The sequence below is a fragment of the Methylococcus capsulatus genome (assembly GCF_036864975.1).
Lineage (GTDB): Bacteria > Pseudomonadota > Gammaproteobacteria > Methylococcales > Methylococcaceae > Methylococcus.
In genome coordinates this window covers 1393655-1413878 of record NZ_CP104311.1, presented here as the reverse complement: position 1 = coordinate 1413878, position 20224 = coordinate 1393655, and the positions used below count along the sequence as shown (strand labels likewise).

Here is a 20224-nt window from a genome sequence, read left to right as displayed (position 1 = left end):
GTATTTACAACAGACGGAGGTGTTGGGTATTCTGAAGCGCGCTCTATGGCAGCAACCATCCGGGATTTTTTCCCTTGGCAGGACCTGCCGCGGACTGTCATCCTATCCGCCGCCGTTCCTGCCACGGCAGACGATGAAAATTCCCGGTCAACACCCGAAAACAGATAACAGAGAAACGCAATGGATCACAAGAAGACGTCTATCCGGACAACCGCTCTGGCCACCCTGGTGCTCGGCGCCGTGGCCGCCCCAGCCTTCTCGGCTCCCGTCGACCAGGCGACCTACAACGGCTTCAAGATCTACAAGCAGCAGCGTTGTGAAACCTGCCACGGCGCCACCGGCGAAGGCAGCGCGGCATTCCCTAACCTGCTGAACAGCCTCAAGAACCTGAGCAAGGATCAGTTCAAGGAAGTGGTTCTGAAAGGCCGCAATGCCATGCCTCCGTTCGAAGCCAACAAGAAGGTGGCAGAAGGCATCGATGACCTGTACACCTACATCAAAGGACGCTCGGACGGCACCGTGCCGGCAGGCGAACTCGAGAAACCGCAGTAAGCCTGCTTTTTCATCGCTTGCTCCATCCAGCTGCGCCCCGCATATCGGGGCGCAGCCCGCTCAGACATCGCGCCAAATCCTCGTCCCCCTCAACGCCTGACCTTGACCGAAGTCCGCGAAGACTTGACGCGCGCTGGAGACGATTTCGCCTTGACCGGCTTGCGTTTGGCATGCGTGGACGCCCCCTTCTGCTTTCCAGGGGAAGGGCGCGCAACCGACACTTTGGCACGATGTCCGTTTGTCTTACCTGCGGCCGCCCGCCCGGCTTTCTTCGGAGCGGCGTAAGCCCGGCTCTCACCAGGCCGCGTCAGCAAACGCGGCACGTATCCCTGGTCGAAACCGGCGAACCGCACGCTGGATTCCCGCCCTTCGATCTGGGCGAATCCGTCATCAAGAATGTCGCGCATGTGAGCATCCCGGCGGAATGACGAATTGCCGCCGAACACCACGCCTACCAGGCGGACACCGTTACGGCGGGCCGATGCCACCAGGTTGAAGCCCGAGGCATTGACGAAACCGGTCTTGATGCCGTCCGCGCCATGGTAGTTCTCGAGCAGATGATTATGGTTGTGGAAGCTCCGCCCCCGGTACTGAAAGCGCGAAGTGGAGAAATACGGATAGAACTGGGGAAAATGCTTCAGCAGGGCCTTGCCGAGCCGGTACATGTCGCGCGCCGTCGTGACCTGCGCCGGATCCGGCAACCCCGAGGCGTTGCGGAACACGGTCTGATTCATGCCCAGCTCGCGCGCTTTTCGCGTCATCATCGCGGCGAACGCCGGCTCCGAGCCGGCCAGTCCTTCACCCAGCGTCACGGCGGCATCGTTGGCGGAGCAGGTAACCAGGGCCAGAATGCCTTCTTCCACCGTCAGCGGATCACCCGGCCTGAGGCCGATGCGGGACGGAGAGCGGGAGGCGGCGTAGCTGGAGGCGTAGAAGGTATCATGCAAGGAAATTCTGCCCTGCACGAGCGCCTCGAACACCAGATAAAGGGTCATCATCTTGGTCAGGGAGGCGGGATGCCTGACCTCATCGGCATTGCGCTCGTACAGCACCCGATCCGATTCGACTTCCATGACCAGGGCCGAATAGGGACCGGCAACGGCTGCACCGGCGGCCCAACCCATTACAGCGACAACGATAATCCCTACGAAATGACAAAGACGGCGCGACATCACTCAAGATTTCCGATGAACTGACAAAATATTCCTTGATTTTCATAGTCTCCCCCGCCGCGAAAAGGGCAAGAGGCGAAAGGCAGGGTCAACCCCGGCGCATGACCCGCTGCTTCTCCCGCTCCCAGTCGCGTTCCTTCTCGGCAGCCCGCTTGTCATGCTGCTTCTTTCCGTGTGCCAGACCGATTTCGAGCTTCGCGCGGCCCTGTTTCCAATACAGCGACAACGGCACCAGAGTGTATCCTTTTCGCTCCACTTGTCCGATCAGTCGGCTCAACTCCTCGGCGTGCAGCAGGAGCTTGCGGGTACGGGTGGGATCAGGCTGCACATGGGTCGAGGCTGAAGGAAGGGGCGAGAAATGCGCGCCGAACAGCCAGGCCTCGCCATTCTTCAATACCACATAGCTTTCCTTGAGCTGCGCCTTGCCCGCCCGCAAACTCTTGACCTCCCAGCCTTCCAGCACCAGACCCGCTTCGAAGCGTTCCTCGATGAAATATTCATGGGTGGCCTGGCGATTCTGGGCGATGTTGGCGCTTCCTGCGGCGCTTTTCTTGCGGCTCATGACGGTGGAATTTTTTAGGTTCGGTCTGGTTTGCTATTCTTTGACAATTTTACCCTACCGGCGACCATGCTCCGAACCCTAACAGGCATGTTTCGACCCGCCGAAGCCCTACCCACGAGGATACCCATGACCGATCAACGATTCGTTCACGCGCAATGGTCGTCGCAACTGGCTTTCATTTTGGCTGCGAGCGGGTCGGCCATCGGCCTGGGCAATATCTGGAAATTCCCCTACCTCACCGGAGAAAACGGTGGCGGCGCCTTCGTGCTGGTGTACCTGCTGTGCGTCGCCGCCATCGGCGTCCCGATCATGATCGCCGAAACCCTGCTCGGGCGGCGCGGGCGGCAGAGCCCGATCAACGCCATGCGGAGCCTGGCCGAGACAGCCAAGGCCAGCCCTGCTTGGCAGTATGCGGGGTGGTTGGGCGTGATATCGGGCTTCCTGATCCTGTCGTATTACAGCGTCATCGCCGGCTGGGCCATGGCTTACATCTTCAAGATGAACAGTGCGCTGTTCAGCCATATCACCCCCGAAACCGCGGCACGCTACTTCAACGAATTCCGCACCGATCCCCAGATACAGGTGATCTGGCACACCCTGTTCATGGTGGCCACCATGGCGATCGTGAGCCGCGGCGTGAGCGGCGGGCTGGAGAAAGGCACGCGTTACTTGATGCCGATGCTGGCGATCATGCTGGTCGTCCTGGTCCTCTATGCTTTGGGCAGCGAAGGCTTCGGCCGAGCCGTCGCCTTTCTGTTCCTGCCCGATTTTTCCCGGCTGAGCGGGGAAAGCGTGCTGACCGCCATGGGCCAGGCATTCTTCTCGCTTGGACTGGGGATGGGCTCGATCATGGTCTATGGCTCCTACCTTCCCGGCCATGTTTCCATCGCCCGCTCGACGATCGTCGTGGCGGCCGCCGATACCGCGGTCGCCCTGTTTGCGGGCCTGGCGATCTTCCCCATCGTGTTCAGCAATCACCTGGAACCCGGCATGGGCCCGGGCCTGATTTTCCAGACCTTGCCGATCGCTTTCGGCGCCATGCCGGGAGGATCGTTCTTCGGCACTGTGTTCTTCGTCCTGGTGTTTTTCGCCGCGCTGACCTCGTCGATCGCCATGATCGAACCGGCGGTCGCCTGGCTGACCGAAAACCGGGGGCTCAGCCGGGAAGCCGCGAGCGCTTGGAGCGGCCTGGCCTGCTGGGGACTGGGCCTGGGCACCCTGCTGTCTTTCAGTTCCTGGTCGGACGTTCGGTTATTCGGCCGGAATGTGTTCGAACTGCTCGATTTCCTGACCGCCGACGTCATGCTTCCCTTCGGTGGACTCCTGGTCGCGGTGTTTGCCGGCTGGGTGCTGCGGCGCCAGGACACCGAGGAGGAACTGGAAATGGCCGATCCCCGGGCTTACCAGGCTTGGCGGTTCCTGGTCCGCTACGTCGCCCCCGCCGGCATGGGCATCGTTTTCCTGAAGGCGATGGAGCTGATCTGATGACCGACGCGCACCGGCCGATCCAAGTGGAAGTGGCTTATGCCCGACCCGACGTCCAGGTCATCATACCGGTCTGCGTCGCAGAGGGAGTCTCCGCTGCAGAGGCCATCCAGACCTCCGGAGTGCTGGAGAAATTCCCGGAAATCGATCTGGCGGTCAACAAGATCGGCATCTTCGGCAAGGTCTGCGGGCTCGACCAGCCCTTGCGGCAAGGCGACCGGGTGGAGATCTACCGGCCTTTGATCGCTGACCCCAAAGAATCACGCCGCCAGCGGGCAGCCAGGAAGGGCGAGGGGAAAGCCTAGCCGTTGCCGAACCAGCTCTTGATGTGTCCCCACAAGGTCTGGTCGCGCTCGATCTTGGGAATATCGACGTTGACATCCTTGCTGGTGTCCAGGGAAGGCAGTTCACCAGGCTTGAAATCACCCTGCAACCCCACCAGCTCGTCGTGATCGAACAGCAGCGAAATCCGGCGCTGCACGCGTTCTTCTCCGCCCGGCTGGTTGGAATAGACGTAGTCCCAGCGATCGTCATGGAACGGGCTCACCGTGAGCGGCGACCCCATGATGAAGGTCACTTGGCGCCGGTTCATACCCGGCTTCAGCTGGTCCACCATTTCCTGCGAAACGATGTTCCCCTGATGAATGTCCAGGTGGTAAAGAAAGGGGATTCGGTCGACGTAGGTGCAGGCGGCCAGCGGGAGAGTGGCGATCAGGGAGAGTATGGTACGATGTGGGGGCATGACGGAATGAAATCGCAGCCGGGTTCGAGCGGCACCGTGCCGCATCATACCCGATCGAGGATTTTGAAGACATAGCGCGCTCGAACCCCATGGAAACGCAAGACATACGCAACGCCGGCCTCAAGGTCACCCTGCCCCGGATCAAGATCCTGGAAATGCTCGAGGAGCAGTCAGACCAGGATCGGCATCTGAGCGCTGAGGACGTGTACAAACGGCTGATCCAGCAGGGCGAGGAAATCGGGCTGGCGACGGTGTACCGGGTGCTGACCCAGTTCGAGGCCGCCGGCCTCGTCAAGCGCCATCATTTCGAAGGCGGCAATTCGATCTTCGAGTTCAACCGCGGTGAGCACCACGATCACATCGTCTGCGTCAAATGCGGACGGGTCGAGGAGTTCAGCGACGAGGTGATCGAAAGCCGGCAAAAGGAAATCGCGAAAAATCTCGACTTTTCCCTGACCGACCATTCGCTCTGTCTCTACGGCATCTGCGCGCATTGCCGCACGGCTGCCACCCAGCCCTGACCTTTTCCCCAAGGTTTCCCACCCCTCCATGTTCAAGCCGCTCGTCCTGTTCATCGGTCTGCGCTATACGCGCGCGAAACGGCGCACCCGCTTCATTTCCTTCATCACGCTGACCTCGGTACTGGGCATCGCGCTGGGGGTCACGGCGCTGATCACCGTGCTTTCGGTCATGAACGGTTTCGAGGCGGAGCTGCGCGAACGCATCCTCGGCATGACCTCGCACGCGTCCATTTCCGGTCCGGGCGGCAATCTGGGCGACTGGCGGGTCCTGGAGCCGGCGCTTTCGGAAGACAAGCGGATCCTGGGATGGGCGCCCTACATTGAAGGCCAGGCCATGCTGAGTTCAGAACGGCGCGCCAGCGGCGCAATGCTGCGGGGCATCCTGCCGGAGTACGAGCCGCAAGTCTCGGACGTGGCGAAACACATGCAGCTCGGCAAACTCGCCGACCTGGCGCCCGGCCAGTTCGGCATCATCCTGGGCGCCGAGCTCGCGGCTTATCTCGGCGTATCCACAGGAGACAAAGTCACGGTCATCACGCCCCAGGTCACCGCGACGCCGGCGGGCATCCTCCCGCGGCTCAAGCGCTTCACGGTCATCGGCACGTTCCAGGTCGGTATGTTCGAGTACGACCGGAACCTCGCCCTGATCCAGCTCGAAGACGCGGCCCGCCTGCTGCACATGGAGGGTGAGATCAGCGGACTACGGCTCAAGCTCGACGACCTCTTCAACGCTCACCGCATCGCCCGCGATCTCGGGCCGAAGCTGCCCGGCGACTACTATGTCACCGACTGGACCCAGGCCCACACCAACTTCTTCCGCGCCATCAAGACCGAGAAGCGGGTGATGTTCATGATCCTCCTGCTGATCGTCGCCGTGGCGGCGTTCAACATCGTTTCGACCCTCGTCATGGTGGTAACGGACAAGCGTGCCGACATCGCCATTCTTCGCACCCAGGGCATGACACCCGCCAGCGTGATGGGCATCTTCATGGTGCTAGGCACCGTGATCGGCGCCGTGGGCACACTGATCGGCGGCATCGGCGGCGTGCTCCTGGCCTTGAACGTCTCCGAGATCGTGAGCTGGATCGAAAATCAGCTCAGCATGAAATTCCTGTCCGCAGATGTGTACTACATCAGCGACCTGCCCTCCAAGCTGAACTGGACGGACGTGTTCCAGATCACCAGTATGGCTTTTCTACTGTCCTTGCTGGCCACGATCTATCCGGCCTGGCAGGCCTCGCGGGTACGCCCGGCGGAGGAGCTGCGGTATGAATGAGCCCGTGCTGGAATGCCGCGCCCTGCACAAGCGTTTCGTCCAAGGCATCCTCGACGTGGAGGTTCTGCACGGGGTGGACCTGCGCATCCGGCAAGGCCAGCGCCTGGCCATCATGGGTGCCTCCGGCTCCGGCAAGAGCACTCTCCTGCATCTCTTGGGCGGGCTGGACAGCCCCACCAGCGGGAAGGTTCTGATGGATGGCATAGACCTGGCCGCTCTGAATGAACGCCGTCTGGCAGAGCTGCGCAACAAGACTTTGGGCTTTGTCTACCAGTTCCATCATCTGCTGGGTGAATTCACGGTGCTGGAGAATGTCGCCATGCCGCTTCTGATCCGCGGGACCGCCATCTCCAAAGCGAGGGAAAGCGCCACGGCGCTCTTGCAGCGGGTGGGTCTGGGAAAGCGCCTTGAACACAAGCCGGGGGAACTTTCAGGCGGCGAGCGGCAGCGGGCGGCGATTGCCCGGGCATTGGTGACGCGTCCGAAATGCGTCCTGGCGGACGAGCCCACCGGGAACCTGGACAGCAAGACGGCGGAGCAGGTCTATCAGCTCATGCTGGAGCTCAACCAGGAATTCGGCGTGAGCTTTCTCATCGTGACTCACGACGCGTCATTGGCTCACAAAATGGATGAGGTCCTCCACATGGAGGACGGGCGGCTGATCCAGCCGTGAGCGGGCTTAGAGCTTGTCGGCGTGGTGGAGGTGCAGCAGCTTCCAGTAGGCCCGGCAGCTCAGGTTCACTAAATAATGGCTGTTCAGCGGCTTGGACCGCAGTTTGCGAAACTCCCAATGCTGCCGCACCGAGCGCCGCCAAAGCCAGCGGATGGAGAAATAGCCCAGCACGGCCCCCAGGTTCATGAGCGTGAAACAGCCGACCAGGAGTGGGGCCCCCAGGCTCCATGCGGTTTCGATGCGGAAGAACGAGGAAAACTCGGTAAAAGTAAAAGAATCCAGCCCCAGGACCCAGGTCCCGACCAGGTAGGCGAAATAGTACATCGGCACCCAGGTCAGGGGATTGGTAATCCACACCAGCGCCACGGCGATCGGCACGTTGGCGTCGAAATAGATGGATAGGATCGCGGCAATGATCATCTGCCAAGGCAGGGGCGGGGTGTACATCGCCCACAACCCCACGGCGAATGCCCGCGACACCGAACGCCGGTTCAGATGCCAAAGATTCGGGGCATGCAGTCTTTCCCCGAGGAACTCGAGACTCTTGATCTCCCTGATCCGTTGCCGATCCGGCATGTAACGCTTGAGAATCTTCTTGGGCATGAGGCGTCTTGTACTGATGAGGTTGTCAGCCGGGGCGGCTATTGTACGTGCTCCGTTTGCAAAGATGAACGCGGGCGGCGGCGGCATGGCGGCGCTGCTGGGCTTCGTAAGCGGCGTGATCGCCGTGCAGACGCTGCCGGACCTGCCGTCGCCGGGACTGCTGGCCGGCTTCGCCATCGCAGCAGCAATCCTCTTCTTCTACCGCCGGTTTCTCGGCTGCGCGCTGCTGCTGGGCTTTGTCTGGGCCTCGGCCTTCGCCCTCCTCCGCCTGCATGACGACCTGCCCCGAGAGCTCGAAGGCCGGGACATCCGCGTCGAAGGCACCGTCGCCAGCCTGCCGGAGCCGAATGAACGGGGCATGCGTTTCGAATTCGACGTCGACCGGATCGTCGGTCCGGCGGAATACCGGGTTCCCGAGCATCTCCGGCTGACCTGGTACGACCCCGGACATACTGTCCGCGCCGGCGAGCACTGGCGTCTGACCATCCGCCTCAAACGCCCGCACGGCATGCTCAACCCCGGAGGGATGGACTACGAACTCTGGCTGTTCTCCCGAAACATCCGCGCCCTCGGCTATGTACGCGAGTCTGCCGGCAACGTGCTGTTGAAGCCGGCGAACCCCTGGCTGCCAGGCGCCTGGCGTCAGGCCTTGTCGGATCGCATCCATGCCGCCCTGGCCGGCAGCCCCTTCGACGGCGTGATCCGGGCGTTGGTCATGGGCGCAGAAGATGCCATCACCCCGCCCCAGTGGGAGGTGTTGAGGCGCACCGGCACCGCCCATCTGATCGCCATTTCCGGCTCCCACATCAGCCTGATTGCCCTCCTCGCTTACGGCGTCACGGCAAGAGCCACCGCCCTGCTGCACGTGATGCGCTGGCCGCCCCCCGCCCTGGCGGCCAGGGCGGCGATCACCGCGGCAGCCGCCTATTCCGCCCTCACCGGCTTCGCGATACCGACGCGGCGGGCGCTGCTCATGATCGCAATCACCATGGGCGGCGTCATCGCCCAGCGCCATCTCCGCCCGGCCCATACCCTGGCATTGGCGCTCGCCGCCGTCGTCCTGCTCGACCCCCTGTCCGTGACCTCGCCGGGGTTCTGGCTGTCCTTTCTGGCAGTCGGGTGCATCCTCTATTTGCTGACTGGCCGGCTGCACCGCGCCAATCTCGTGCAAGGACTGGCCTGGACCAACTGGGCCACCAGCCTCGGCCTCGCGCCGGTGCTGTTGTTCTTCTTCGGCCAGATCTCACTGGTATCACCCCTGGCGAATCTGTTCGCCGTTCCGGTGCTGGGCTTGGCGATCACGCCTCTGGCGCTGTTCAGCGCCCTGATGCTCCTGGTCTGGCCCGCTGCGGGGACGGTTTTGATGGAACTCACGGAAACGCTCGTCGCCTGGACCTGGAAAGTCCTGGAATGGCTCTCCGCCCCGTCCTGGGCGCAATGGCAGCACGCCGCCCCACCGTTTCCGATCGCTCTGCTCGCGGCCTTCGGCGCAACGGTACTGATGATTCCGCGCGGCATTCCGGGACGCTGGCTGGGCCTGTTCCTGCTGCTGCCGGCTGCAACCCAGGCCCCGCCTCCGCCGCCCGAAGGCAGCTACCGGCTCACCGTGCTGGATGTCGGCCAAGCGCTGGCCAGCGTTGTGGAAACCCACGCCCATACGCTGGTATTCGACACCGGCGCACGCCTGAGCGACAGCTTCGACATGGGCACGGCGGTGCTGGGGCCCTATCTCCGCAGCCGCGGCATCTCGGCCATCGACACCCTCGTGGTCAGCCATGGCGATAACGACCACATCGGAGGAGCCGCAGCACTGCTACAACACTTCCCGGTTGCTGCGGCACTGAGCAGCGTACCGGACAAACTTTCGCATCCCGACGCAAGACCCTGCCAAGCCGGGCAAAGCTGGCAATGGGACGGCGTGCGGTTCGAAATGCTGTGGCCGCCCGCCGCCGAGGGAGGTACCGGAAACGACGCCTCCTGCGTGCTGAAGATCACCGCCAATCAGGGCAGTGCACTGCTGACCGGCGACATCGAACGCGGCGCCGAAGCCGGGCTGGTTACGCGCATTGGGGCCGCGCTGGCGAGCGCGGTACTGGTTGCGCCACATCACGGCAGCAAAACCTCGTCCAGCCCGGAATTCTTGAGCGAAGTGCGGCCATCCGCCGTTCTGGTTTCGGCCGGCTATCGCAACCGCTGGGGATTCCCGAGTCCCCAGGTGATGGAACGCTACCGGCGCTTCGGCATCCGGGTATTCGACACCGCCAGTGGCGGCGCACTGACCGTCCTGCCCGCTGCCGACGGCTCCGGACCCGAGATCGTTCCCTACCGTCTGAGCCATCGCCGCTATTGGCACGACGCTGCGCCTAGCAGCCTGTCGGACTTAACCGTCTGGCATTCTGAAAGGCGATAATCGCGAGAATCTTTTTTGACAGCGAGCCTGCCATGAGTAACTTCCGTCCGATAGACCGTAGCACAGGATATTTGCTGCCGCCCGCGGTGGACGAATGGCTGCCCGAACGCCACCCGGCGCGCTTCGTGGTGGAAGTCACCGACAAACTCGACCTGTCTTCCATGACCCGCGCCTACCGCGGTTCGGGCTCGGCGTCCTATCACCCGGCCATTGCTTTGCCTCTTGATCTACGGCTACGCCACCGGCGTGTTCTCCAGCCGCAAGATCGAGCGTGCCACCCATGACTCGGTGGCCTTCCGCTTCATCGCCGCCAACAGCCACCCCGATCACGACACGCTGGCCACCTTCCGCCGCCGCTTTCTCGAGGACATCGAGCGCCTCTTCGTCGAAGTGCTGATGCTGGCGCGCGAGATGGGCCTGTCGAAACTCGGCACGGTGGCGCTCGATGGCACCAAGATTCACGCCAATGCCTCGCGCCACAGTGCGCTGTCCTACGAACACGCCAACAAGCTCGAAGCGAAGCTGCGGCAGGAAGTGGCCGAACTGCTGGCGCTGGCGGAAGCCGAAGATCGCTCGGACGTGCCCGACGGCCTGTCGATTCCGGAAGAGTTGGCAATTCGCGAAGCGTGCTGGCCGACAGCGGCTATTTCTCCGCGGCCAATGTGAATGGTTGCGCAGCCGCCGGGATCGCACCACTGATTGCACTGGGGCGCGAAAAGCATCACCCGGGTTGGAAGAAGCGCTTCGAGGAAGCCGGGCCCGCGCCCGGGAATCCCACGCCGATGCAGACAATGGCGCATCGACTGGCAACCCCAGAGGGCAAACGCTTGTATGCGCTGCGCAAGCAGACGGTGGAGCCGGTGTTCGGCATCATCAAATCGGTGATGGGATTCCGGCAATTCTCCTTGCGCGGGCTGCAAAAGGTCAAAGGCGAGTGGCATCTGGTGACGTTGGCCTGGAATGTGCGGCGGATGTTCGCCCTGATGCCCGCCTAAAGCAGGGGCGGGATCACTCGACCGCCATTTCAGCCATTTCATCGGCTCGATCATCTTGAAAATCCAACCCTCCGCTTCGCCTTAACATGCAATTCTCAACCTTCAGTCCGACAGGCTGCTAGGACAGAATCCCCTCTTGGCGCAACGCCTCAATGAGGTCGGCCACATCCCGCCCCTCCACCGACAGCACCAGCCGCCCCTCGCCCGTACCGAGATCGGTATGCGCCAGCGGACACAAACAAATCAGCCCGGCGTGGTTGACAAGTTGCGCCGCCCGGATCAGCTCGGCTCCGAGGCCTTCGTCTTCGAGCACCGTCGCCGGATGACCGATATCGAACAGCGCCCGCTCGAGCCGATAAGCCATGTCGTGCCGCTGAGGGCCGGTGAGCCAGACGGTGACGGCCTTCTGGCCGAAGCGGGCGGCGCGCTCCTCGGCGGTGACCTTGCGGAAGCCGGTCTCACCCTGCACCGGCCCTAAGATCATGCCGGCGCCGACGGTGGCGTTGGTCAGCCGGTCGATGAGAATGAAAGCGCCGGTGCCCTTGCAGCGGGCGTAAGCGTCGAACGCCAGCGGCGCGCTCAAGGCCAGCTCGCACAGACCGATCTCGTTGAGGTGGAGCTGGCCGGCGGGGTGCCGTTCCAGGGTGTTGACATCGATCCGGTGGCGGATGGCGGCCACCGAGCCGGTGAGGGTCCGGGTGGCGTGCTTGAGGAGGTATTGCTTCCCCGGAATCAGCGGGGCTTCGGTCATCCACACGAGGTGGGCCTGGAAGCGGCTGTCGAGGTGCGGCAGGCGGTCCGGATGCACCAGGAGATCGCCGCGGCTGAGGTCGATTTCATCTTCCAGGGTGAGGGTGACGGCCTGGGGCGGGAAGGCGGCCTCCAGCTCGCCGTCGTAGGTGACGATGGACTGGATCCGGCTGCGGGTCTTGGCCGGCAGCACCAAGACCGGATCGCCCGGCTGGAACACCCCGGCGGCGACGGTGCCGCTGTAGCCGCGGAAGTCGAGGTGGGGGCGGTTGACGTACTGCACCGGGAAGCGCGGGTCATCGAAGTTGCGGTCCTGGGCGATCTCGAGGGTGTTGAGCAGCTCGAGCAGAGGCGGCCCGCCGTACCAGGGCATGGCCGCGCTCTTGTGCACCACGTTGTCACCGTGCAGGGCGGAGATCGGGATGAAGCGCACGTCATGCAGCTCGAGCTTGTCGGCGAAGGCGAGGTAATCGGCGCGGATGCGGTCGAACACGGCTTCGCTGTGGTCCATCAGGTCCATCTTGTTGATGGCGACCAGGACGTGCCGGATCCCCAGGAGCGAGACGATGTAGCTGTGGCGGCGGGTCTGCACCTGCACGCCGCGGCGGGCGTCGATCAGGATGATGGCCAGGTCGCAGGTGGAAGCGCCGGTGGCCATGTTGCGGGTGTACTGCTCGTGGCCGGGGGTGTCGGCGATGATGAACTTGCGCTGGGCCGTGGAAAAATAGCGGTAGGCCACATCGATGGTGATGCCCTGCTCGCGCTCGGCCTGCAGGCCATCGACCAGCAGGGCCAGATCGAGTTCGCCGCCGGTGGTGCCGGATTTCACGCTGTCGCGCCGCACCGCGCTGAGCTGATCCTCGTAGATCATCTGGGAATCGTGCAGCAGCCGCCCGATCAGGGTGCTCTTGCCGTCGTCGACGCTGCCGCAGGTGAGGAGCCGCAAGAGCTCCTTCTGCTCGTGCTGGGCCAGATAAGCATGGATGTCGGTGCCGATGAGGTCGGATTGGTGTGACATAGGCGTGATCGATCAAACATCGCGAAATAAATTCATCATTCCCCTCCCTGCCCCCCGCCGCGAGCGGAGGGGGGCGAACGCGGTTCGTCCCCAGGGTTCCGGGCAGGACGGGCCGGAACCATCGGGGCGGGGTGAGGGAAGTCGTCATGGCCATCGGGGCAGCTGCGACAGCCTTGGGCCATAACGGTCAGAAATACCCTTCCTTCTTCTTTTCTTCCATGGACCCGGCCTGGTCGTGGTCGATGAGCCGGCCCTGGCGCTCGGAGGTCTTGGTCAGCAACATTTCCTGGATGATCTCGGGCAAGGTGGCGGCCTCGGATTCGATGGCGCCGGTCAAGGGATAACAGCCCAGGGTGCGGAACCGCACCTTCTTCCGCAGCGGCACTTCGCCCGGCAACAACGGCATGCGCTCGTCATCCACCATGATCAGCATGCCGTCGCGCTCGACCACCGGCCGCTCGGCGGCGAAGTACAGCGGGACAATGGGGATGTTTTCCAGGTAGATGTACTGCCACACGTCGAGTTCGGTCCAGTTGGACAGGGGGAACACGCGGATGCTCTCACCCGGGTTGATCTTGCCGTTGTACAGATTCCACAGCTCAGGGCGCTGGTTCTTGGGGTCCCAGCGGTGATGCCGGTCGCGGAACGAGTACACCCGTTCCTTGGCGCGGGATTTCTCCTCGTCCCGGCGCGCTCCGCCGAAGGCGGCGTCGAAGCGGTACCGGGCCAGCGCCTGCTTGAGCGCTTCGGTCTTCATGATGTCGGTGTGCTTCTTGCTGCCGTGCACGAAAGGGTTGATGCCCTCGCGCACCCCCTCTTCGTTGACGTGGATGATGAGGTCCAGCCCCAGCTCCCGCGCCCGCCGGTCGCGGAAGGCGATCATGTCGCGGAACTTCCAGGTGGTATCGACGTGCAGCAACGGAAACGGCGGCTTGCCCGGGTAAAACGCCTTCATCGCCAGATGTAGCATCACCGCCGAGTCCTTCCCGATCGAGTACAGCATCACCGGCCGCTCGAATTCGCTCACCACTTCCCGAAATATGTGGATGCTCTCGGATTCCAGGTGCTTCAGGTGGGTCAATCTGTGGGGATTCATGGGGGGGTACAGCCGAGGGAACATTAGGTTCGGTGAAATTCAATAAGAATACCACAACGCCCATCTCGGCTCATGCCGAACATTCCGCCAGTCAACCAGGCCATTGACTCCACCCCGCCGAAGCGTTATATGGCGACCTGAGGAGCCGAATTTCAACATCACGGCCCCGTGACAATCACCCTGACATTTTGGTGGGCCACAGCAAAAATCCGAAGCGACCTACAACACGGAGGATGACATGATGAGAAACTTCGAACAGGTCAAGGATGTTCTGGATCATGGCAAAGCGCTCCACGATCAGATTCGGGACTACTACAAAAACCTGAAAAAACAAACGGATGAGTCGGAAATCCGGTTGAAAATGGCTCTCGACTATCTAAGCTGGCACGAACACGAACAGAAGGAAATGCTGGAGCGTTTCGAGGAAAACGCCCGCAGCGCCGTTCTCAATACCTGGCTGCAGTTCGCCCCCAGCGACCATGTCGAAGAACTGCTGGTAAAGGCCACGCCCCGTCCCGGCATGACTGTCGACGAATTGGTGCAAGTGGCCTGCGCGTTCGACGACGCGCTCGTAACCCTCTACAAGGAAGCAGCGGCGGAAATGGATGATCCCAAAGCCCGGGACGTCTTCAACAATCTGGCCGAGGCAAGCGAAAAGGAAAAACAGCGCATCGTCCGCGACACGCAGCAGATGCTCCACGAAATCTGACGCACGCAGTGGAATGGGCCGTACACCTGTCGCCCAAGCCGACGGCTTTTCTGATATAATGCGCATTGGTCGGCCGCGCGGGAAACTTTCTCCAAACCGTGCGGTCTGACATGTTAACTCGGGGGCGACATGGCTTCGACGTGGATCGCGAAACCTGAGGGGCATGCCGAGGTGCAGATAACCTCGTAAATCAATCTGCAAACCAAATAAACGCCAACGACGACGTTTACGCACTGGCCGCTTAAGCCGGCCGGCCTCTGATCAGCAGCTCGCTTACAAGCGGCTGATTGGGGGTAACCCAATTGTAAGCTCGCGCTGAAGCCTGTCCGGAGCCGAAGCGCTAAAACCCAACGGAATCGCCGTTCGTCTTCCCTGCCACCCGGGTAGCGGCCGGTTAAATCAATAGAGTGGCTACGCATGTAGAACCGATGGCAGAGGATTTGCGGACGCGGGTTCAATTCCCGCCGCCTCCACCAAGATTCCAAAAACCAACCACTCTCGGTTGGTTTTTTTTCGCCCGTTTCCCCCTGTGTTGGCGCGGATTCCGGGCATGGCCTCGCGAGCGCCACCCCTCCAGCCCCTGCGTTTTTGTCCCTACGGGCGCCTCTCTGTTCTCCGTTTTCTCTGGTGGTCTCGCGAGCGTTCTTGAGGCCACTGGCTTTGGCGGCGCGGGTTTAGAGGCTGTCGGTTGTGGTTGGCAACTCCTGTAGCGGTGGCGACCGAGTGCCAAGCGGCCACAAAAAAACCGCCCGCAGGCGGTTGCTGGCGCTGGGTGCGACGCGCTTACCCTGGTGGCGCGAGCACGCGCATCTGGTCGCCCCAGGCGTTGGGCCAGGGGCGGCGCATCACCTTCTCCAGCACGGCGTCGGGCGAACCCACCAGCCGTTCCACGACATCCGGGGCCAGGAGCGTCAGCCGCATGACCCGGCGCACCTGCGTCACGTCCATGCCTTCGGCCTTGGCGATCTCGGCCACCGATGCCGCCCGCTGCTCATCCAGCAGGCGTTGCCAGTGGTGCGCCAGTCCGAGCGCCCGCATCAACGCGGTGTCTTGCGCGGCCGACCGGGCTTCCCGCTCCCGGGTGGCCTCGGAGAGAAATTCCTGCGGCGCGTCCAAGGGCGTGATGACCTGCTTCTTCAGCCCCCGCTTCACCAGCGTCCAGGGCACGAAGGTTTCCAGTTGCACGCCGCCTGCCGGGTTCGGCAGTTGATAGGTGACCGGATCACCCTTGAACCGGCCCCGGTGCTTCTTGCTCATGCGTCCTCCTCAAAGCGCTTCACGATCTGGCGTTGCGCCTCCCAATCCACCGGCAGCGGGTTGCGCTGGAACCAGATCAGGTTCATCCGGCGAGGCTGCCGCCCGGCCATCAGCAGTTCGAGGATGTCAGGCGCGAGCAGGGTCAGGCGCATCAGCTCGTTGGGCACCGAGGGGTGCAGTCCTTCGGCCCGGGCAATGTCTGATCCACTCTTCATCACACCGGTGTCCACGAGGTGCTGCCAGTAGAAACCGCGTGCCACCCCCTCCAGCAGCGTCACATCGTGAACTTGGCGGTCGTCGGCGGCCACCCGCCGCGCGCCCCGGCGGCGAAACGTCAGGGGCACGAAGGTTTCCAGTATGTCGTCCATCAGGCTTCGACCTCCACCAGTTCCGCGCCGATGCCCCTTGGGGCGAACTCACCGATCAGGGCGTCCCAGCCCAGTTCCCGCCACTTCACCTTGATGCCCTGCACCTCGCCGACGTGGACGAGGTCGATGCGCTCGATCATCAGGTTGGCGATGCGGTGGCGCTCCACCGGGAACAACTGATCCCACACGTCGTTGAGCCGCCCCATCGCCATCACCGTGGTGGCCTCGTCGATCTGACCACCGTTGCGCTGGATATGGCGCACCACCGACGCAACAGGAGGACGGATTGATCACCAGCACCGGCGTCGCCACGTGGGCGCGGCTGGTCAACGGCAACGAAGTCACGGCTTTGGATCTGGATTGCAGCGGTACCGACGGCGATGGCGATGTGAAGCTGGCCAGCACCAACCTCTATCTGGGCGGTGACGCCCGGATGGTGTCGGCCATCCTTGGGTAAGCCGTGCCTGCCGTGTCTAACGAGGTGACCCTGGTCGCCACGTTGCCCGCGCTCGCCGTCACCGTAGTCGTCGGTCCGCCCCTGGTCGATCTGCTCTTCGATCAACCTGCCGCCACCGACGCCAATTTGGTGTTCGGGGCCAACTACATCGCGCCGCGCGACGATGTGACGGTGCAGGCCACACTGCCGCTGCCGGTCGTCACGATCAAGTTCATCCCACCGGCACGGGCCGAGTTGTTAGCCCAGCTCCCGGGCCTGACGGTGCAGTCACTGGTCTTGCGCCCGAGCGTGCCCTTGAATGTGGGGGCTGGTGCTGGCGCAAGCCTGCCCGGCGTCGTGTTCACCGGAGAGGTCAGGTACGCGTCGCACACGCAGCGTCCCACGGTAGGTCGGACTTCGCACCTCTGGCAGGTGGCGAAGCAGACGGAGGACGGCGCGAAGCAGGGCCAGCAGGATACGGCTGCGACGCCCGCAGGCTGGAAGACGTTCTGGCGGCGCACGATTGCCGCGCCTCAAGGCGTCGATCATCGGTTACCTCCGGTCTTGGCCTCGCTGCCTGCGCAGCATCGAACGGGCCAGCAACAGGCTCGGCCCTTCCACGACTTGACGTGGTTCGCGCATCAGGATGGCACGTATCTCGAATTGGCTCGACTGAGCTTGTTTCAGAACGCGTCCCGCCTGCGCGATGCGACGGGGTTTCTTCATCAAGACGGCGACCGCACCAAGCGCGCGGGACGGGTGAGCCCTTGGCAAACCGCGCGGCAGCTCACCCAGCGCCAAGGGAGTGATTTTCAGAGCGCGAGTCCATCAGCGATGGGATGGCGCGGCCGGTATCAGGATGCCGTGCCACCACCGCCGGGGATCAGCATCTGGGTGATCCCAGAGCCGCCCGCGCCTCAACCTTGCTACACGCCGAGCGCCCACCTGCTGTTCGCGGCATTGGCCCCTGCGGACAGCCACTTGCTGTTCGTTTGTGAAAACCACATTGACTCGCCACCTCCCGATGGGGAGCCGGTGGTCGTTCCTGTTCGGAGGGTGTACTTCGTGATCAACAACGTGAGCCTGCACCGGGTACCGGATGGCGCCGAGGTGCCGGTGCTCAGCCTGTCGCTGTCGCTCGATGCGGCGTCCTGGGCCTGGGGCTTCGAGGCCCAACTGCCGGCGAAGGCGGAACCGTTGGTCGTGCCGGGAAGCGGCACCCGGCCGGTCGAGCTGATCGCCACCGTCAACGGTACCGACTTCCGCGTGCTCGCCGAGAACATCAGCCGGGAGCGCAGCTTCGGCGAGGCCGCTGTCCGCGTCTCGGGGCGCGGACACAACGCCGTGCTGGCCGCGCCTTACGCGCCGGTGATGACCTTCTCGAACACCGAAGGCCGCACCGCGCGGCAGCTGATGGACGACGTGCTCACGCTCAACGGCATCCCGCTCGGCTGGACTGTCGATTGGGGGCTCACCGACTGGAACGTGCCGGCGCGCGCCTTCGCCCGCCAGGGGACGTGGATCGAGGCGCTGGCCGGCATCGCCGCAGCAGCGGGCGGCTACCTGCTGCCGCACGCTTCCACCCACACGCTGCGGGTTCGGCACCGATATCCCGTGGCGCCCTGGGAATGGGGCACCGTTACGCCCGACTACGTGTTGCCGGTCGACGCCGTCGCCCGGGAGTCGCTGCGCTGGATCGAGAAGCCCGCCTACAACCGGGTGTTCGTCTCCGGGCAGGACGTGGGCGTGCTCGGGCAGGTGACCCGTGCTGGCACTGCTGGCGACGCGCTGGCGCCCATGGTCGTTGACGCCCTGATCACCGAGGCCGCGGCCGCGCGCCAGCGCGGCCTCGCCGTGCTGGCCGACACCGGGCAGCAGATCGAGGTGAGCCTGCGCCTGCCGGTGCTCGCGGAGACCGGAATCATCGAGCCGGGTGCCTTCGTCGAGTACGAGGACGGGAGCGTGACCCGCTTGGGCCTCGTGCGTTCGACGCAAGTCGAGGCCGGGATGCCGGAGGTCTGGCAGACGCTGGGAGTCCAGGGCCATGCATAACCTCTACGAGCAGTTCCGCCAGTTGATCCCCGACCCGCCGCTGCAGGCGGGGACTGTCATCGAGACTGGTTCCGGCGTGGTCACCGTGCAGTTGCCCGGTGGCGGCCGGATCAAGGCCCGCGGCACCGCCGCCATCGGCCAGAACGTGTTCGTCCGCGACGACATCGTGGAAGGCATCGCACCGACCCTGATGCTGGAGCTGATCGAGATCTGAAGCGGCGCTGATCCCGCATTCATCCCTGAGACCCGCCTTGATGCTCACGCGTCGGGCGGGTTTCGCATTTCTGGAGACCACCCATGACCGAACCTGACCACAAGCCGGCCCTCGTCGAGAACATGCTCCTCTTGCGCAAGGAGGACTTCGACGAGTTGCTCGACCTCGCCGCCCAGCGCGGGGCCGAGCGATACCTCGCCCACCTGGGCCTGGAGAACGGCAGCGCCGCGCGCGACATCCGCGAACTGCGCGACCTGCTCGACGCGTGGCGCGACGCCCGTCGCACCGCCTGGCAGACCATCGTCAAGGTGGTCACGACCGGCATCCTGGCCGCGCTGCTGGTCGGCGCCGCCATCAAGCTGAAGCTGGTGGGAGGCGGCCAATGATCGAGACCCTGCTCGGTGGTCTCCTGGGCGGGGCCTTCCGTCTCGCGCCGGAGATCCTTAAGTGGCTCGACCGCAAGGGCGAGCGTAGCCACGAGCTTGCCATGCAGGACAAGGCGCTGGAGTTCGAGAAACTGCGCGGCGCCCAGCGCATGGCCGAGATCGGCGCGGGTGCCGATGCGGCGTGGAACGTCGGCGCCATCGAGACGCTGCGCGAGGCGGTCGCCGCGCAAGGGCACCGATCCGGCGTGCGCTGGGCCGATGCCTTGTCCGCCAGCGTGAGGCCGGTGATCACCTACTGGTTCATGACGTTGTACTGCGCCGCCAAGACGGCGGCATTCGCGGCAGCTGTGACTGCCGGTGCTGGCTGGGGCGAGGCCATCCTGCGCGCCTGGACAGAGGCCGATCAGGCGCTGTGGGCCGGGGTGCTGAACTTCTGGTTCCTCGGCCGCGTGTTCGACCGGGTGCGCTCGTGATCGCTGTACCGCAAACAGCCATCGACCTGGCCAAGCTCTTCGAAGGTTTCCACCGGGTACCGAAGTCCGATCCAGGGCGCGCGCATCCGTACATCTGCCCGGCGGGGTATTGGACGATTGGCTACGGCCATCTCTGCGATGCCGCACATCCGCCGATCACCGAGGCTGAAGCCGAGGCCTATCTGGCCCGTGACGTGCAGACGGCGGCCACCGCCGCGCTGCGCTACTGCCCGGTACTGGCCACGGAGCCCGAGGAGCGGCTGGCGGCCATCGTTGACTTCACGTTCAACCTCGGGGGCGGTCGCTTGCAGACCTCGACCCTGCGGCGACGGGTGAACCAGCGGGATTGGCTGTCAGCAGCCACCGAACTGCAACGGTGGATCTATGGCCGCGGAAAACCGCTGCCGGGGCTGGCCTTGCGCAGAGAGGCAGAAGTGTGTCTCCTATGTGCCTGATGCACTTCGTGTTTGCCCG

The 20224-nt window shown here is 63.7% G+C and carries 23 protein-coding genes, 1 other RNA gene and 1 pseudogene; 16 read left to right on the top strand and 9 right to left on the bottom strand.

The window, feature by feature from the left end:
- The first annotated feature begins 180 nt into the window (after positions 1-180).
- Complete coding sequence (locus N4J17_RS06945) at positions 181-552, top strand: c-type cytochrome (protein WP_198323488.1); 372 nt, start codon at positions 181-183, stop codon at positions 550-552.
- Positions 553-641: 89 nt separating this feature from the next.
- Here the strand turns inward: N4J17_RS06945 and N4J17_RS06940 are convergent, their stop codons facing one another.
- Positions 642-1676 carry a D-alanyl-D-alanine carboxypeptidase family protein gene (locus N4J17_RS06940; protein WP_198323489.1) on the bottom strand — a complete coding sequence of 345 codons (1035 nt, stop codon included), beginning with the start codon at positions 1674-1676 and terminating at the stop codon, positions 642-644.
- Positions 1677-1812: 136 nt separating this feature from the next.
- Positions 1813-2286, bottom strand: a complete 474-nt coding sequence (smpB, locus tag N4J17_RS06935; RefSeq protein WP_198323490.1) for an SsrA-binding protein SmpB — start codon at positions 2284-2286, stop codon at positions 1813-1815.
- Between the two features lie 126 nt (positions 2287-2412).
- Here smpB and N4J17_RS06930 point away from each other — a divergent pair, with 126 nt between their 5' ends.
- Both N4J17_RS06930 and N4J17_RS06925 read left to right on the top strand, forming a co-directional pair.
- Positions 2413-3771: a sodium-dependent transporter gene (locus N4J17_RS06930; protein WP_198323491.1), complete on the top strand. Its 1359-nt coding sequence runs from the start codon at positions 2413-2415 to the stop codon at positions 3769-3771.
- Positions 3772-3791: 20 nt separating this feature from the next.
- Positions 3792-4076: an RnfH family protein gene (locus N4J17_RS06925; protein ID WP_277458171.1), complete on the top strand. Its 285-nt coding sequence runs from the start codon at positions 3792-3794 to the stop codon at positions 4074-4076.
- Here N4J17_RS06925 and N4J17_RS06920 read toward each other — a convergent pair.
- Positions 4073-4513 carry an outer membrane protein assembly factor BamE gene (locus N4J17_RS06920; RefSeq protein ID WP_232470576.1) on the bottom strand — a complete coding sequence of 147 codons (441 nt, stop codon included), beginning with the start codon at positions 4511-4513 and terminating at the stop codon, positions 4073-4075. The genes N4J17_RS06925 and N4J17_RS06920 overlap by 4 nt on opposite strands.
- Before the next feature lie 89 nt (positions 4514-4602).
- Here N4J17_RS06920 and fur point away from each other — a divergent pair, with 89 nt between their 5' ends.
- Genes fur through lolD form a run of 3 tightly spaced genes read left to right on the top strand, consistent with a single transcriptional unit; the run spans position 4603 to position 6983 of the window.
- Positions 4603-5034 (top strand): ferric iron uptake transcriptional regulator, encoded by a 432-nt coding sequence (fur, locus tag N4J17_RS06915; RefSeq protein ID WP_198323494.1) that lies wholly within the window; start codon positions 4603-4605, stop codon positions 5032-5034.
- Positions 5035-5062: 28 nt separating this feature from the next.
- Entirely contained in the window at positions 5063-6310 is a 1248-nt protein-coding gene (locus tag N4J17_RS06910; RefSeq protein WP_198323495.1) for a lipoprotein-releasing ABC transporter permease subunit, read from the top strand.
- Positions 6303-6983 carry a lipoprotein-releasing ABC transporter ATP-binding protein LolD gene (gene lolD, locus N4J17_RS06905; protein WP_198323496.1) on the top strand — a complete coding sequence of 227 codons (681 nt, stop codon included), beginning with the start codon at positions 6303-6305 and terminating at the stop codon, positions 6981-6983. Before N4J17_RS06910 ends, lolD begins: the two co-directional genes overlap by 8 nt.
- A 6-nt stretch (positions 6984-6989) precedes the next feature.
- On the opposite strand, the gene N4J17_RS06900 is transcribed toward lolD, so the two are convergent.
- The gene (locus tag N4J17_RS06900; protein WP_198323497.1) at positions 6990-7586 is read right to left on the bottom strand and encodes a DUF2062 domain-containing protein; all 597 of its coding nucleotides are present in this window, start codon (positions 7584-7586) and stop codon (positions 6990-6992) included.
- A 64-nt stretch (positions 7587-7650) separates the two neighbouring features.
- Here N4J17_RS06900 and N4J17_RS06895 point away from each other — a divergent pair, with 64 nt between their 5' ends.
- Positions 7651-9996: a DNA internalization-related competence protein ComEC/Rec2 gene (locus N4J17_RS06895; protein ID WP_232470577.1), complete on the top strand. Its 2346-nt coding sequence runs from the start codon at positions 7651-7653 to the stop codon at positions 9994-9996.
- A gap of 32 nt (positions 9997-10028) precedes the next feature.
- Positions 10029-10991, top strand: a pseudogene (locus N4J17_RS06890) (transposase).
- A 118-nt stretch (positions 10992-11109) separates the two neighbouring features.
- Here the strand turns inward: N4J17_RS06890 and cysN are convergent.
- Both cysN and cysD read right to left on the bottom strand, forming a co-directional pair.
- Positions 11110-12759 carry a sulfate adenylyltransferase subunit CysN gene (cysN, locus tag N4J17_RS06885; RefSeq protein ID WP_338457673.1) on the bottom strand — a complete coding sequence of 550 codons (1650 nt, stop codon included), beginning with the start codon at positions 12757-12759 and terminating at the stop codon, positions 11110-11112.
- Between the two features lie 187 nt (positions 12760-12946).
- On the bottom strand, positions 12947-13855 hold the full coding sequence (cysD, locus tag N4J17_RS06880) for a sulfate adenylyltransferase subunit CysD (protein ID WP_338457672.1): 909 nt from the start codon (positions 13853-13855) through the stop codon (positions 12947-12949).
- A 238-nt stretch (positions 13856-14093) separates the two neighbouring features.
- Here cysD and N4J17_RS06875 point away from each other — a divergent pair, with 238 nt between their 5' ends.
- Entirely contained in the window at positions 14094-14564 is a 471-nt protein-coding gene (locus tag N4J17_RS06875; RefSeq protein ID WP_198324263.1) for a hypothetical protein, read from the top strand.
- A gap of 120 nt (positions 14565-14684) precedes the next feature.
- Positions 14685-15040, top strand: a transfer-messenger RNA (tmRNA) gene (ssrA, locus tag N4J17_RS06870).
- Between the two features lie 307 nt (positions 15041-15347).
- Here ssrA and N4J17_RS06865 read toward each other — a convergent pair.
- Genes N4J17_RS06865 through N4J17_RS06855 form a run of 3 tightly spaced genes read right to left on the bottom strand, consistent with a single transcriptional unit; the run spans position 15348 to position 16452 of the window.
- Positions 15348-15821 (bottom strand): hypothetical protein, encoded by a 474-nt coding sequence (locus tag N4J17_RS06865; RefSeq protein WP_198324264.1) that lies wholly within the window; start codon positions 15819-15821, stop codon positions 15348-15350.
- Entirely contained in the window at positions 15818-16189 is a 372-nt protein-coding gene (locus N4J17_RS06860; protein WP_198324265.1) for a site-specific recombinase resolvase, read from the bottom strand. The genes N4J17_RS06865 and N4J17_RS06860 overlap by 4 nt, the downstream gene beginning before the upstream one ends.
- A complete protein-coding gene (locus N4J17_RS06855) occupies positions 16189-16452 on the bottom strand; it encodes a hypothetical protein (RefSeq protein WP_277458572.1) in 264 nt (87 codons plus the stop codon). The genes N4J17_RS06860 and N4J17_RS06855 overlap by 1 nt, the downstream gene beginning before the upstream one ends.
- A 23-nt stretch (positions 16453-16475) precedes the next feature.
- On the opposite strand from N4J17_RS06855, the gene N4J17_RS06850 reads away from it, so the two are divergent.
- The 6 genes from N4J17_RS06850 (at position 16476) to N4J17_RS06825 (ending at position 20205) form a co-directional block, all read left to right on the top strand.
- Positions 16476-16646, top strand: coding sequence for a hypothetical protein (locus N4J17_RS06850; RefSeq protein WP_232470760.1), 171 nt, complete (start codon positions 16476-16478; stop codon positions 16644-16646).
- 24 nt (positions 16647-16670) lie between these two features.
- Complete coding sequence (locus tag N4J17_RS06845; protein ID WP_277458570.1) at positions 16671-18677, top strand: hypothetical protein; 2007 nt, start codon at positions 16671-16673, stop codon at positions 18675-18677.
- Complete coding sequence (locus N4J17_RS06840; protein ID WP_198324266.1) at positions 18670-18891, top strand: hypothetical protein; 222 nt, start codon at positions 18670-18672, stop codon at positions 18889-18891. Before N4J17_RS06845 ends, N4J17_RS06840 begins: the two co-directional genes overlap by 8 nt.
- Positions 18892-18974: 83 nt before the next feature.
- Complete coding sequence (locus tag N4J17_RS06835) at positions 18975-19277, top strand: DUF6127 family protein (protein WP_198324267.1); 303 nt, start codon at positions 18975-18977, stop codon at positions 19275-19277.
- Positions 19274-19750 (top strand): hypothetical protein, encoded by a 477-nt coding sequence (locus tag N4J17_RS06830; RefSeq protein WP_198324268.1) that lies wholly within the window; start codon positions 19274-19276, stop codon positions 19748-19750. Before N4J17_RS06835 ends, N4J17_RS06830 begins: the two co-directional genes overlap by 4 nt.
- Positions 19747-20205: a lysozyme gene (locus N4J17_RS06825; protein ID WP_198324269.1), complete on the top strand. Its 459-nt coding sequence runs from the start codon at positions 19747-19749 to the stop codon at positions 20203-20205. The genes N4J17_RS06830 and N4J17_RS06825 overlap by 4 nt, the downstream gene beginning before the upstream one ends.
- Positions 20206-20224 lie beyond the last annotated feature (19 nt).